Source organism: Enterobacter sp. KBR-315C3_2022, from assembly GCF_041399425.1.
In the GTDB taxonomy this organism is placed as follows: Bacteria; Pseudomonadota; Gammaproteobacteria; order Enterobacterales; family Enterobacteriaceae; genus Enterobacter.
In genome coordinates this window covers 292,338-305,704 of sequence record NZ_JBGKEB010000001.1, presented here as the reverse complement: position 1 = coordinate 305,704, position 13,367 = coordinate 292,338, and the positions used below count along the sequence as shown (strand labels likewise).

The 13,367-nt window shown below is 54.2% G+C and carries 17 protein-coding genes; 8 read left to right on the top strand and 9 right to left on the bottom strand.

What is annotated here, in order from left to right; translation table 11 throughout:
* Positions 1 to 2: 2 nt before the first annotated feature.
* Together sctC and AB8804_RS01565 are read right to left on the bottom strand one after the other, a co-directional pair.
* Entirely contained in the window at positions 3 to 1,766 is a 1,764-nt protein-coding gene (sctC, locus tag AB8804_RS01570; RefSeq protein ID WP_371182305.1) for a type III secretion system outer membrane ring subunit SctC, read from the bottom strand.
* Entirely contained in the window at positions 1,759 to 2,622 is an 864-nt protein-coding gene (locus tag AB8804_RS01565; protein ID WP_371182303.1) for a helix-turn-helix domain-containing protein, read from the bottom strand. Before AB8804_RS01565 ends, sctC begins: the two co-directional genes overlap by 8 nt.
* A gap of 444 nt (positions 2,623 to 3,066) precedes the next feature.
* On the opposite strand from AB8804_RS01565, the gene AB8804_RS01560 reads away from it, so the two are divergent.
* The 8 genes from AB8804_RS01560 to AB8804_RS01525 are packed head-to-tail and all read left to right on the top strand — an operon-like array spanning position 3,067 to position 7,863.
* Positions 3,067 to 4,332 (top strand): PrgH/EprH family type III secretion apparatus protein, encoded by a 1,266-nt coding sequence (locus AB8804_RS01560; RefSeq protein ID WP_371182301.1) that lies wholly within the window; start codon positions 3,067 to 3,069, stop codon positions 4,330 to 4,332.
* Complete coding sequence (locus AB8804_RS01555; protein WP_371182299.1) at positions 4,325 to 4,594, top strand: type III secretion system needle complex protein; 270 nt, start codon at positions 4,325 to 4,327, stop codon at positions 4,592 to 4,594. Before AB8804_RS01560 ends, AB8804_RS01555 begins: the two co-directional genes overlap by 8 nt.
* 50 nt (positions 4,595 to 4,644) lie before the next feature.
* Complete coding sequence (gene sctI / locus AB8804_RS01550; protein WP_371182297.1) at positions 4,645 to 4,968, top strand: type III secretion system inner rod subunit SctI; 324 nt, start codon at positions 4,645 to 4,647, stop codon at positions 4,966 to 4,968.
* A complete protein-coding gene (gene sctJ, locus AB8804_RS01545; RefSeq protein WP_371182295.1) occupies positions 4,968 to 5,735 on the top strand; it encodes a type III secretion system inner membrane ring lipoprotein SctJ in 768 nt (255 codons plus the stop codon). The genes sctI and sctJ overlap by 1 nt, the downstream gene beginning before the upstream one ends.
* Positions 5,736 to 5,791: 56 nt before the next feature.
* Positions 5,792 to 6,289, top strand: a complete 498-nt coding sequence (locus AB8804_RS01540; protein ID WP_371182293.1) for a type III secretion protein — start codon at positions 5,792 to 5,794, stop codon at positions 6,287 to 6,289.
* Positions 6,270 to 6,962: a type III secretion protein gene (locus AB8804_RS01535; RefSeq protein WP_371182291.1), complete on the top strand. Its 693-nt coding sequence runs from the start codon at positions 6,270 to 6,272 to the stop codon at positions 6,960 to 6,962. Before AB8804_RS01540 ends, AB8804_RS01535 begins: the two co-directional genes overlap by 20 nt.
* Complete coding sequence (locus tag AB8804_RS01530) at positions 6,949 to 7,323, top strand: type III secretion system protein (RefSeq protein WP_371182289.1); 375 nt, start codon at positions 6,949 to 6,951, stop codon at positions 7,321 to 7,323. The genes AB8804_RS01535 and AB8804_RS01530 overlap by 14 nt, the downstream gene beginning before the upstream one ends.
* 42 nt (positions 7,324 to 7,365) lie before the next feature.
* Positions 7,366 to 7,863, top strand: coding sequence for a lytic transglycosylase domain-containing protein (locus AB8804_RS01525; protein ID WP_371182288.1), 498 nt, complete (start codon positions 7,366 to 7,368; stop codon positions 7,861 to 7,863).
* A 131-nt stretch (positions 7,864 to 7,994) separates the two neighbouring features.
* Here the strand turns inward: AB8804_RS01525 and AB8804_RS01520 are convergent, their stop codons facing one another.
* From AB8804_RS01520 to AB8804_RS01490, 7 genes are all read right to left on the bottom strand, one after another.
* The gene (locus tag AB8804_RS01520) at positions 7,995 to 8,780 is read right to left on the bottom strand and encodes a transcriptional regulator (RefSeq protein ID WP_371182286.1); all 786 of its coding nucleotides are present in this window, start codon (positions 8,778 to 8,780) and stop codon (positions 7,995 to 7,997) included.
* Positions 8,781 to 9,411: 631 nt separating this feature from the next.
* On the bottom strand, positions 9,412 to 10,335 hold the full coding sequence (locus tag AB8804_RS01515) for a fimbrial protein (protein WP_371182284.1): 924 nt from the start codon (positions 10,333 to 10,335) through the stop codon (positions 9,412 to 9,414).
* 10 nt (positions 10,336 to 10,345) lie between these two features.
* Positions 10,346 to 10,900, bottom strand: coding sequence for a fimbrial protein (locus AB8804_RS01510; RefSeq protein WP_371182282.1), 555 nt, complete (start codon positions 10,898 to 10,900; stop codon positions 10,346 to 10,348).
* Between the two features lie 9 nt (positions 10,901 to 10,909).
* On the bottom strand, positions 10,910 to 11,431 hold the full coding sequence (locus tag AB8804_RS01505; protein WP_371182280.1) for a fimbrial protein: 522 nt from the start codon (positions 11,429 to 11,431) through the stop codon (positions 10,910 to 10,912).
* A 9-nt stretch (positions 11,432 to 11,440) separates the two neighbouring features.
* Complete coding sequence (locus tag AB8804_RS01500; RefSeq protein WP_371182278.1) at positions 11,441 to 11,938, bottom strand: fimbrial protein; 498 nt, start codon at positions 11,936 to 11,938, stop codon at positions 11,441 to 11,443.
* Positions 11,939 to 11,948: 10 nt separating this feature from the next.
* On the bottom strand, positions 11,949 to 12,542 hold the full coding sequence (locus AB8804_RS01495) for a fimbrial protein (RefSeq protein ID WP_371182276.1): 594 nt from the start codon (positions 12,540 to 12,542) through the stop codon (positions 11,949 to 11,951).
* Positions 12,543 to 12,547: 5 nt separating this feature from the next.
* Positions 12,548 to 13,306 carry a fimbria/pilus periplasmic chaperone gene (locus AB8804_RS01490; RefSeq protein WP_371182802.1) on the bottom strand — a complete coding sequence of 253 codons (759 nt, stop codon included), beginning with the start codon at positions 13,304 to 13,306 and terminating at the stop codon, positions 12,548 to 12,550.
* Positions 13,307 to 13,367 lie beyond the last annotated feature (61 nt).

Genomic DNA, 13,367 nt, shown 5'->3' with positions numbered 1-13,367 from the left:
CCTTAATTATTTTTCATCGTTTCGCGCAGCATGGAGACCGTCGATTTCAGGGTCACCTCGTTGCCCGTCCAGGTACGTCCCAGAACCGGATTGTTTTCCGTGCGTCCGTGCCAGGTTTCGCCGCTGGCGAGAAGGCCCGGCTGGATCAGGAACAGGCGCACCATCTTCTTGTGGCTGGTGTAGCTGTAGTCAAACAGCTTGCCGACAAACGGGATGTCGCGCAGCAGCGGGATCCCGATGCTGTGGTGCTCATCCTGATCGCGGCTGTAGCCGCCGACCAGCAGGCTATAGCCGACCGGCACGCGCGCCTCGGTGCTGATCTGGGTGTTATTGACCATCGGCAGGCTGTCGACATTTTCGGTTGAGCCATCGGCGTTCAGCGGCAGGCCGCCGTCCTGAATGTTGAGGATCATCTCGATTTCCTGCTGACGCTGGGCGAGGCGCGGCAGCACGCTAATCATCGTGCCGTAGGTGATCTTCTCCAGCGACGAGGTGCGTTCGCCAACCAGCTTCGCGTAAAAGCTGCTGTTGTTATCAAACAGCGCCGGGACGTTTTCCTGGGTGAGGATCTCAGGGCGAGACACCACCTGCGCGCTGCCTTTTTTCGCCAGCGCGGTGACGTCCGCCAGGAAATGAAGGCTGTTTTCCGGCGTCAGGGAGCTGGTGTTGAACGTTACCCCGGTATTGCCCAGCTTCGCCGCGCCCTGCCAGCGAATGCCCAGCTCGTTGATATCGTCTTTTGAGATATCAATAATCCACAGGGAGAGCTGGATCTGCTGTTTGGGAATGTCGATAGCGTTCACCAAATCCTCAACGAAGCTTACCTGACGCTCGGAGCCCTGAATGAGCAGGCTGTTGGTGTCGGAATACCCCACGATATTGATGGTCTGCTGGCTGGGAAGATCCCTGTCTACCGCCCCGCTCCTCGCCGCAGGCGCCGAATTAAATGACGGCAGCGGTGGAAAGTTGCCCTTTTGCGTCGCCGACGCCGCCTCCAGCGCGCTGCGCGTATCGTTATCAACGGTAATATTCGCGCCCGCTGGCGCTGAACGCCCGCCCTCGCGGCTGCTGGTGTTGTTTAACAGCTGATTCAGCACCGTCGCGACGCCGGGCACGGTGATAGGCACGTCGCGCTGGGTATAGTTACGGTCGTTGACGAAGGTATTTTTCAGCTTGATCACCCGGATCGTCGTCTCACCGGTTCCCGGCCTGGCGTAGGTGGCATCAATGTACTTTGCCGCGGCGGAGACCAGCTCGACGTATACCGGCGGGCCCGACACGTAAAACGACCCCGAGCGCCCGTCGGAGCGCAGCGGGAAGCGCGGATCGTACAGGCCCGAGGACTGCAGGTAAGCGACCAGCCGGTCATAGGGCGCAAAGGCCAGGCGCACGACGCTGCTTTGTATTTCGCTGGTGTCGTAGATGTAGACCGAGCTGCCGTCGTCATACCAGATAAGGCCGGTACGGGCGGCCACGGTATCGAGCACCGACTTCGGATCGTTGAGGTCAAAATTGCCGGATACCCGCTTTTTCGCCGCCTCGACGCTAACGATAAAAGGCTTGTGGAGCGCGCCGCCAACGACAAAAAAGAGCTGCTGAACGCTGTTGTTGCTCGCCACATAGGTATTTTCCGCCGTCGACTGAATGGACGTCGCGGGCGCTGAGGAGGTATTCAGCATATTGGCCCCTGCTGGCGCACAGGATAATACCGTCAGCAGGAGACAGCGCACTCTGCTATTCAGCGTTTTGCGAACAAACTTATTCATGAAGCAAACCTTCCAATTTTTTAAACTCCCTGGGGGTGATGCCAAATAGCGACTTTATTTCGCTGGAAAAATGTGAAGACGATGCGTAGCCATTGTCACCCGCAATGGTGGCAATAGACTGGTCATTCTCAATCAGCTGCAATGCGCTATTCGCCGCGCGCCACAGGCGCAGCTGTTTTTTGGGGCCTCGGGTAAAGGCGTGATGGCAAAGCTTTCTGAAATAAGATTCTGAAACGCCATAAATTCGACTGGCATTATAAATTTTGTGCGTTTCGCTCTCTTTATCTTCATTCATGACCTGCGACAGCAAGAAATGCGCAATCCAGTAACTCTCAACGTTACGCACAAAGGTAAACAAACTTTCCAGGCGTCGGTCCTGCGGATCTAATAAAGATGAAATAAGCAGCGCCATCAGCGATTTATTGTCTTGCTCAACCCGTAATACCAGATGAGATGCGGTAAGCAGCATAACGTTATCCTGCCCCACGCTATTCTCGCCGCCGGCTTCCGGGCATTTCGCCTGATAGTCGAGAAAAGAGAATAACGTCGTTGCCTGGGACATTGACATAACTTCGACAAGCCATTCCCCGGAAAAACATAAATGCATTTCGCTCAGGGTAGCGATTATTACTGCATGACGAATAGCACCTAACGCCACTGCACTCTCTTCCTCCGTCTGGTCGACAGAGAGCGACATAACGGAATGTTGATTAACCGGCCGTGCAAATAGAATCGCTGAGTGACACTTAATATCTTTACACTCAATTTTATGCGTTTTCCCTCTGAGCAGATCGTCAGACAACAGCTGCTGTGATTTCTGCTCCAGATGGCATTGTTTATGATTATTTATCATCATTGCACCCTACATGAGTAAGCATGTCTATAAATACTAATGAATCAGATAAAGACAAATGAACGAGCACGGGTTTTAAGAATTTCCGTAAACTTATCAGAAAATTCCGTACCGTCAACGGCGTAAAATAAGATTAAATTTTTAATAATTTTTATTATAAAAACTTCAAAAAAAGATCAAAACGAATTGTTGCGGATTATTCCTGGCATCCGTATATTCATTTTCCCGAAGACGTCTGTTGTTACGCGATGCAATCGGGATGCAATAGATAATCAAACATCATTTATATTTTGATTGACCCAATAGTCTATTGACAGCAACTGGCCCGTATATTGAAACCGGTAGCAAAACAATTTAACGGTAGCAGATTAAATATACAATCGTACGGATGCCGCATCCGTTTGATTGTTTTTTTATATTGAATGGTCCTTTTCGATGAACAGCGACATGAATGAAATAACTGAAGCGATGCCTGTTGTGCCAGAGACAAAGAAAAGCTACACACTGAAGGTGCTGTTTGGCCCTATGTTTGGCTGTGAACTTAACCTGCCAGCAGATGACTATTTTATCATCATTAATCAAGGCATTGCTATCGATGACGCCGGCAGCGCAGCGATATCAAGCGGTGAGCATGCCGCGGCGTACACCCATAATACGCTCTATATACCCTGCGATCGCCCATCGCCGAATCTGGTTTTACGCCTTTCGGCGCCAGCAGAAGACGGCGAAGGTCCGGGCAGCTTTCGGGTTGAGGTTCAGGATGAAAATAACAGTTTCCCGACCACCGTTAATGAAAACGAAATATTTACCCGCGAGCATATTCGTTTCGCCCTGAAGCGCAGCGAAGACGAGTGGCCGGAAAGCGTGCGTAATTTTGCCCTCCCGCCCAATGCTGACGCAGAATTTAACGCTCAGGAGACGATTGCCGAGTTTAATGCGAAAAAGCACCATACGCTGATCGTTGGCGCGGCCATTCTGCTGGTGTTATTCATTACCGCTGGCGTTATCTGGTATAAAAAGCTGGAGAGCGATCGTCAGGTAGTTAGCCTGAATGAGGCCCTCGCCGGCGCGCCCGCGGCTATCGATATTTATCGTGGCCGTGAGAACAGCACCATTTACGTTCTGGCAAGCAAATATCAGGCGCTGGAGTGGGTTAAAGAGGCCTTATTCAAGCTGGGTGAGAATAATAACGTTATTCCCCTATGGCTCGTTCAGCACCAGAAAGCCACGGTCGAAGCGCTGATCAAGTCCGGCTATCCGGTGGTGCAGATTGATTACAGCAAGCCCCAGCACCCCGTCATTATTCTCTGGCAGGATCTTTCTCCCGTTCAGCGGGAGCAACTAACGTCATTGGCCCTGCAGAAAATACCGTTTGCGCTTGATATCCAGGTATTTATTAAAAGCAAACAGCAGCTGCTGCAGGACGCCCGTCAGGGATTAGACCGCATGCACATTCATTATCGCCAAATATCATCGCCTAGCGGCTACGCCTTAGTGATCCGCGATGCGCTCAGTGATAATGCCCTTTCGGCGCTGCAGCGTTTTATCAATGATTTCAATCGTCAATGGGGAACGCACATCATTAATTTTTCAATTAACCTCAATGAGAATTGGTTAGAGAATAAATCTTACCTTGACTCATCGAACGGTTATTTGTTTTTAAACCCTCGTCACTGGTACTTTCCATTAAAGCAAGGAGATATAAATGGCTGATACAAACCCAAACCCAACCACCCCCACGAGCAACGGTTATTTTCTTGATGACGTCTCGGTCGCGTTTGAAAACGGCGCGGCCGACATGATGACGCAGCTTCAGGCTGCCCAAACGGCGCTTGAAGCCGACCCATCCGATCCCGCCGTATTGGCAAACTATCAGGCGAAGCTGCAGGAATATACGCTGTTCCGTAACGCCCAAACCAGTACGGTTAAAGCCTATAAGGATATTGGCGCAGCCATTATTCAGAACTTCCGTTAATTATAAGAGGTACGAATTTTTTCGTACCCTTTCCTTTTACTGGAGATTTTATGAGTCAGCCAATCGAAGCATTGCAAGCATTAACTCGCCTGAGCCCAAAGGGTATTAATCCAGAGGACACAACCTCCGTCACGGTACATGACCAGTATTTCAACAATCTGGTTGCCAGCACGTTTAATAAGATCAGCGACACCGACATGCAGTTCAAGAACGTTATTAACACGCTCAGCCAGTCGCCTCAGTTCACCAGCGATCCGCAAAAGCTACTGATGCTGCAGAGCTATATCGGCGAGTACAGCAACTATGTCTCTCTGGTGAGCACGCTGGCGCGTAAGGGGGTGAGCACAATTGAAACCCTGGGAAAATCGCAATAATGAGCAATAAATATTTCCGCGCCCTGGCGGTAGTCCTTTTTGCGTTGATGCTAAGCGCCTGCAATGACGAAAAGCTGCTGTTCAACCTGACCCAGGAACAGGCCAATCAGGTGCTGGCCGTCCTGCAACAGCACAACATCTCTGCCAGTAAGGATGGCACGCTCAAGGCGGGCTATACCGTTGCGGTGAACAAGTCCGAAAGCACCGCCGCGCTGTCAATCATCAACCAGTACCAGCTGCCGTGGTCCGCTGACGTGCAGATAGCCCAGGCCTTTCCCGAGGGCGCGCTGGTCTCCTCCCCCAACGCCGAACAGGCGCGCGTTCTCTCTCTCCAGGAGCAGAGGCTTGAGCAATCTTTGCGCATGATAGCGCAGGTGGTTAACGCGCGCGTTCACGTCAGCTATCCGGCGTTCAACAATGACAGCGGCAAAGCGCCAACCGGCCACGTCGGGGTGATCATCACCTACAAGGGTGAAATTGATGACAACCTCTTCATTTCGCAGATTAAGTCGCTGATTAAAAACAGCTTTGACGACGTGCGTTATGAAAACATCTCGGTTGTGCTCTTCCCGGCGCCGATGATCCAGTACGTCACGCCAACCAAGGTCCCGGATACTCTGCCGGCCACCTGGATCCTGATTCTCGTTGCGCTGGCGCTGTGCGGAGCGGTCACCTCTGGCTACATGCTGTACCGCGTGAGCCGCCGCCCGCCGGTTGAAAAAGAGCACAGCCCAGAGCCGCAAACGCCGGAGACCGCAGAACCATGAGAGCCGACGATCGGCATATGATGTCCATCCTGTATGCGCCGGCCGGGTACGCCCACATGAGCCATCTCCCGCCGGCGCTAGCCGGTGGCGATATCGACTGCCCGACGCTGCGTAACCTGTGGCTTCTCCGCCAGGGTAAGCTCAGCCATCTTTCGCCAGCGTGGCGGTCCGATAATGAAACGCTGTCGCAGATGCTGTCGTGCTGGCATCTGATCCCGGAAACGGCGCACCTGGTCGGCGGCTATCTCATGCGAAATCATCTGCTGAAGCGCGGGGCGCTGCTAATGTCCGATCCGCGGCTTCTGGCCTTTATTTCGTTGCCGATGCCTCACGGCGTCGCGCCCGATCCGGGCGGCCAGACCTCAGTGGCAACCACCTCCTGCGGGCTGGCGTTTATTCTGAGCCAGTTCCCCGGCCTGCCCCAGGCGCTTCGCCAGCGCCTGCTGCTGCACTTCCCCGCGGGAATGTCGATTGAACCGCTGCCGACGGGAAAAACGCTTAACCATATCAATCTACTCCGAATGGCCCTGACCTATGCGAACCATTACTACTGATACCCTGCCTGAAGATATCGATAATCAGGTGGTGGTTAAGTCCGGTGAACGGACTCGCCATCAGCGAATGACCGTAGCGCTCGAGCGCACCCTCAGCCGCTGCAGTGAAATTCACGCGGAATATGAATTACAGACCATCAGGCTGCGGGAGAGCTGTGAAAAACAGGGCTTTGAAGCCGGGTTTCGCCTGTTCTTCGACCAGCTGGTGGCGCTGATTGATGATTACCAGCGCCTGCAGCGCCAGCACCAGACGCAGTTCCGCGAGCAGGTCGGCAATGCGCTGAAAAGCGCGCTGCACGATACGATGATCGTTAACCGAATCATTCACCATTTGCAGGAAAAGTGCGGTCACCAGAAGGCGCTGCGGATCATCATCCCCACTGCCGTGAAGCTGCCGGAAGGCGCCGACGCCTCAAACTATCAGTTCACCGATGACAACCATATCACCGTGCAAAATGACATGGACGCCATCCGTTTTCCCAGTGAATCACTCTGCCGCCAGTGGCTGCATCATGCCGATGAGCAGGTCGCGCCCACCGAAGCGGTGATGGCGCATCTGGCCCCTGACGTGCTGCGAGATATCGCCAGCCACCTTATTGGCCTCAGCAATCAACTCCCCCTCACCTCCACTTTTTCAGAACATCAACAGGAAGAACACGATGAGTCAGATTAACCCGGTCTCCCCCGCGGCGCTTGCCGCATACGCCAGCGCATCCGATGAGGAAAACGCAACGGGCAGCAGCTTTAACGATAAGGTGCTGGATTATTTTAAGCAGAACCAGCCTGAAGGTTCGCTGAACGAGGTGATCGCGCAGCTTAAAAAGCTGGCCGACCCGGGCGAAAAGATCTCAATGCAGCAGCTGAACTCGGCGATCCTCATCGCTGACGGCACCCTGCGCAAGGACGAGGAATATAAGACCTACACCGACAGCACCCTCGACAGAATGACGACCCAGATGCTCGGCGTGAATATGTTTTACAACACCATGCTGTACAAAAGCTTCACCAAAACCGACGACGACACGTCCCTCTAATTCATTCAGCCCAGACCCGGCGTAGCGCCGGGTATTGACACTATGCAGATTAAAACCGTTATTGCCCTCGCCAGCCCTTTCCTTCTCTCTTTTCATGCTTTCGCTCAAGGCGGCGATTGTATTACGCAGGCCGCGCAGTGTTTCCAGGTTAATCCCCTGCTTATTAAAGCGATAATCTGGCACGAATCGAGGAATCAGCCGCAGGCGCTGAATATCAATAAGAATAAAACCGTGGACGTCGGCATCATGCAGATTAACACGGTGCACTTTAGCAGCCTGAAAAGCCTGGGAATTGACGAGCAGCGCCTGCGCCGGGACAGCTGCGCCAACGTGTTCTCGGGGACATGGATACTGAAGCAGAAGATTGAGCAGTATGGCTATACCTGGGACGGGATTGGCAGCTACCATTCGCGAACAGCGGCGCAGCGTGAAAAGTATGTGCGGAACATTGTCTCACTGATTGCCCATAAGACGGCCACCCTGGACAAAATTGCGGTTCCTCCCTCGCCCGGCGTCCCAACGCTCTTCTCATGCAGGTAAGGTAAAGCAATAACGCAGGCGCTGGCCTGCGTTATTGTTTTAGTCAGTATGCGGAAATAGTCGGGTAAATAACGCCGTTACTTATCTTAAATTAAGGCTGACGTAACGGGGAAAATAGGCAGAGCCTGAGGTTATTCTGTTTTAATCGCTTCGGTATTCAGCGTGCATTTTCCTGAAAGCATTGACGCCTTCGGGCTGCAAACCAGTCCGTGATCCGTTTTGCAGCAGTATAAATAATTATCCACCAGCCGGGTCTTGCTGTACTGCGCCAGCAGCGCGCCAGAAAAAAATACCTTCTTTTCTTCAAACAGGTCCTGAGCATATCCCCGTGCCCCCATGGCCACGCCCGCCAGAATAATGCTTAGCGTCGCGACGGCGAAAAAAAACCACTTTCTTGACGTCAGCTTTCGCTCGACCGGCCTGTGCCGAGGCGCATAGGTGACAACCGTCATTGACGTAGTGGGAGGCGCGGGCTGGTAGTTAATAACGGGGTTAGCTGAATAAGAGATGTTGTCCAGTTCGAGCTTGCCTGCCGCCGGAGCACGTTCGCTTAGCGTATCCGGCATCAGCTCTGGCTCTGTTAGCGACGCCTCCCAGGTGGGTTCGGCGGTGAGCTGATAGCCTAATTTTGGAATAGTGACGATAATGTTCTTGGATTCATCTTTAAGGCTAATGCGCAATGAGCGAATCATTTGCGCAATACTCTGGGAGGTCACATAGCTACCGTCCCAGACTTCCGAAAGAAACTCGTCCTGAGAAACCGGTGAGGGATATTTCGCGCAAAGCAGGGCCAGAACGTCCGACTGTTTTTTTCTCAACTGCAGGGTTGTATCATCGCGCTGTAAGGTTCTTAATGCTGGATTAAAAGTGTAATCAAGAAAGAAAATCTTTCCTTGCTTTGTTGAGCTATTTTTCAATTTCAGATCCCTCAGTCATTTCATTTCATGAGTGAACATACCATCAAGAAAATGCATGGCCGAAAGCCTCAACCCACGCCTCTAGACATTTAATCGACAACTGATTAGTTCATATCACATTAATTTTAGTAAACGATACCTCAACGGATAATTACATTGTCAGCTCGCCAATATAATTTCCCGCGGTATTAATAGGTGTCAGAATGAATATTATAGATAACATTTTACCCTGTGAAAGTATTATCTTAGCACAGTAAATCCATAGTTTTATAATTGATTTAAACGATCGATGCCCATACGTTAATCGTCAAAACAAATCACATCGTTTATTTTAGGGCAATTAAAATCATCTTCATATACTGCTTCAGCACGCTGAAAAATAGTATATGGTTCACATCTTTAAATTAAGCTAAATCTGACGCTGGCAGGCACCTTATCGCGTGCCGTTTAAAAAAATTGCGGAACATCCCTGTCCGCCAATAAAGCAATGTCCTCACGCTACATGAATAGTCACTTCATTTCGGAGTCGAACCTGTCGCTAACCGTGATTCCTTTTCCCCGACTCAATCCATGGGCGAAAATTTAACATATATCCAGGAAATCACTCTATCAAAAAACGCCACTTAGCCTCTCAGTACTGGGTCAGAATCATCGTCGCCGAAGCGGAAAATGTTCCGGTAGAAATATTCTCGTAGCTGACCGAAGCCGGTTTCACCGGCGTAAAGCTTAGCGGCACGGTGATACTGCCATTCGTGACGCTGATCTTCTGGCTATCGCCGTTGGCGACCGCATTTCCATTCCAGCGCATTTCCACGGCCAGATTATCATTATTGGTTTTAATAGCCTTATTATTCCACGACGGCGACATCAGGCTCATCTTGACATCAAAATCCACAGCGTGCGCCGCGTCACAAACAATATTGAAATCTTTTCTCACCGTTTGCGATGACGTCCCGCCTGAGACAATATCCCCACGCTCAATCTGACCTAAATCGACGTTAAAGGTCGAACCCGACATCACGCTGCAGGTTGAGGTATTAATATCCGCATCGTTTGACGCGTAGAGTGTCCAGGTATAGTTATGGCGTTCGCCTTTATTATTGGTCTGCACGAATCGCAGGCTCCCCAGCTTATCGCCGGTTTTGATGTGAATCTCCTCCCCGAGCGACGTCAGCTCAAAATAGAGCACCACCGGTAATTGTCTGGATTCACCATTGTTCAGATCGAAGATTTTCGTTTCGGCTACCGGCGCAGGATGATCGCTTCCCGAAATCGTGACGCCATATTTAAGGTTTTTAAAAATACCGCTTTCAAGCTTTACCCCGTCGGCTCCCATCCACATGGTGTCGATCCAGCCGTCCTGCCCCGCCGTATTTTTGCAGGTAATTTGGGGCGCCAGGTCGACGATTCTGTTTTTACCGGTATTCACATCGGAGCTGACGTTAATATGGATATCGGCGTCGCCGCCGTGCCAGCCAATCGTGTCGCATTCATAGGCCGACGCCGCCATGCTTTTCAGCAGCAGAAGCGCCAGCAGCGGCAATGTTATCTTCATAAGATTTTCCCTAAGGATAATTAAGCTCAAACGTCGCCAGCGCGCTAAACTCGCCGCGGCGCAGGGTTTTGTTGGCGAGCGCGCCCGGCTCACCCATCACGTACCCCTCCAGCGTCAGCTCGCTGGTGCCGCTCTGGAGTGAAAACGCAGGCACCGTCTTGTTAAACGGTAAAGGCGTGCCGTCCGGCAGCGACATGCCGATGGCCAGGCCGCTATCGGCAGGAGACGTCACGGCCAGCAGGCCGGGGAGCTCCCCGCTCTCCGCGCCCTTGAAGGTCACCTCAACCTGGTTGCCCAGCGTCAGGTCGCACTCTTTGAGCCTGATAACGAACGGCTGCGCGTGGGTGCGGGTATGTAAATAGAGGTAGGTGTCGATTACCGTACCAAAATCGAGGGTAACGGCCGTGGAGGCGGGATCGAGCTCGCAGGGATCGGCCACCAGCTGGCCGTCAAACCGCAGATTGTTACTCACCTCTTTTAGGCCGCCCTCCGCCGCGAAGGCGGCGTGGGTAGCGATGAGCACCAGTAATCCCAGCGCCCCGCGCCGCGTGTAGAGTGTGTTCATGCTGTTTCCTTACAGGTATTCCGCCAGCAGCGTCGCGGTAGCGCTAAACGCGCCTTCGCTCAGCTCGCCGACGTTCGGATCTTTTACCGGCACCGCCTCCAGGGTTGGCGGATTTTGATAGGTAATATCCAGCGCCTTGTTGATCTCAAACGGCTGCCCGTTCTGCAGGATTTGTATCCCCAGCCCCGCGGCGTTGGTGCTCAGCGCGCTGGCGTCAAAGGAGGCGGCGCTGCCCTTCACAATCATGGTCAAACGCCAGGTCGGATCGATGTCATCGCAAACCAGCTGGTAGCTAATGGTCTGCCTGTAGCGCTGCCCGTCCACCTTGTGGATACCGACATTGTCGAAATGAATGCTCAGGTCACGGTCGTTATTGATGTGGCAGGGGTGGATTTTCAACGTGCCGTGGAACGCGATGTCGCTGCTGTCCCCGGTCGCGGCGGCAAAAGCAGGCCCGCAGGCGCAGAGCGCCAGGGTACAAATAGCGCCGCGCAGACGCGTCCGGCTGCGAATAAAGGGGGTGTGAATCATCGTCTCGCCTCAGTTGTAGGCCACTTTCAGGGTTGCCGTGGCGTTGAACGCCTGGCCGTCCTGAAACCGGGCGCCGGTCTCTTTTTCCAGCACCGCATACAGCGAGGGCGGGCTGTTGCTGTCAAAATCGATCCAGCGATTAAGCGGCAGGGTCGCGCTGCCGTTTTGGATCTTTATCGTCAGCCCGCTGGCATCGGTTTGCAGCCTGCTGGTATCGCCGCCCGCGGCCGTGCCGGATACCTGCATCTGCACCGTTTTGCCGTCCGGGTCGCCCTTGCAGCTCACCTGATACGGGATCGCCTGGCGATACGCGGTCCCCACGATCTCATTAATGTACACATCGCCAAATTCGACCTTAATCGGCTCGCTGCTGGAGAAGGTACAGGACGCGGTCGCAATCACCTCGCCGGTAATGGCGATGTCCACGTTGCTGGACCCCGGACCGGCGGTCGCGCCGGCGGTGGCCAGCAGCATCAGCGCGCTGGCGCCGCGGCTCAGACGTTTCATGACGCGCTCCTTAGTCATAGTCGAGTTCAAATCCTACCGTCGCGCGCCACTCGCCGGACGACAGCGCCTGCGCCGTGCGTTCCGGCTGCACGCGGTAGAGCAGCGCACCGTTTCCCGGCACGATAAAATGCGGTACGCCGCGCTGGCCAAGACGCACGTCGCGGCCCGCGCTGTCGGTGATGCGCAGGCCCATCCCGCTGACGCCGGTGACCTTAACCAGCTCGGGCGTATCCGGATCGGCGGGGGCGGTAAAGGTCACGCTGACCAGTGGCTGCACGCGATCCCAGGAGCGGTTGCCCGTGCGCAAATCAAGCATGTTGCCGCCGACGTGGACGCAGTCGCGCAGCCGCAGGGTAAACGCCTGCGCTTCCCCGCGTGCCCCCACCGTTTGCAGCAGCGACGCGGTAATGCGCCCCAGATCGATCACCTGATTTTGCGAGACCATCTCGAGGCGGCAGGCGCCCTCCACAAACTCGCCGTAGACGTGCAGCTCGCCGTGCGCCCCTTCCACATCCCAGCTGTCCGCGTCGGCGAAGGCGGGCATGGCCGGGCCGAGGGCGCTGGCGATAAGCAGCACCGCGGCGCATGTTGTCGTTTCATTCATGGTGCTTATCCAGCCCTGCTGTCCACAACCCGGCAGACGTCGTGCGCGCAGCTGAACATCAGCTTTGGACGACCGCCGTAGTCATTAATCCAGGTCATGACGGGCTTACTGCCGAGCGCACCCGCCTTTACGGTGAGCGGCGATTCAGAGAACGGGGCAATCATCACCGGGTCAAATCCGGCAATGGGCGCGCCGCCCGGCTGATTGTACGCGGCGGCCAGCGTCACGTAGTACGGGCTGGGGTTGCTGACGCGGTAGCCTTCGCCGTGGCGGGTCAGGACCAGCTTTTTCTGCCAGAGATCCGGCGCCTTGTCGCGGTCGAGCTGCAGCGCGGCCGGACGGTAGAAAAGCTTGATGCGCGTTTGCAGCGCAATCTGCAGGGTGTTGGCCTTGCTGCTTTTGGGCGGAATTTCGCGCAGGTTAAAGTAGAAGATGGATTCCCTGTCCTGCGGCAGCGACCGGGCATCGTCGGTAAGCTGCAGCTTCACCTGCCCCTTCGCCACGGGCTCTACCCGCTGCAGCGGCGGCAGCGCCGCCAGCGGCCCGCTGATTTTGTTCCCCTTTTCATCCTCAATCCACGCCTGCGCCAGGTAGGGCAGCGCCTTGTTCTGGTTGGTGATGTTCAGGCTCATCGACCGGTTTGCGCCGTTGAAAACGGCCCGCGTGCGGTCGAGCGTAACGGCAGCCTGCACGCTCTGGCAAACCAGCCCGGCGATCAGCGCTGTCCCGATCCCCGTGAGCGATAAATGATGTTTCATACGGATATACTCGCTGTTGTTGGGCCACCGCAGAGTACGGTGGCCCGGTTGTTTTTCCCGCGATCGC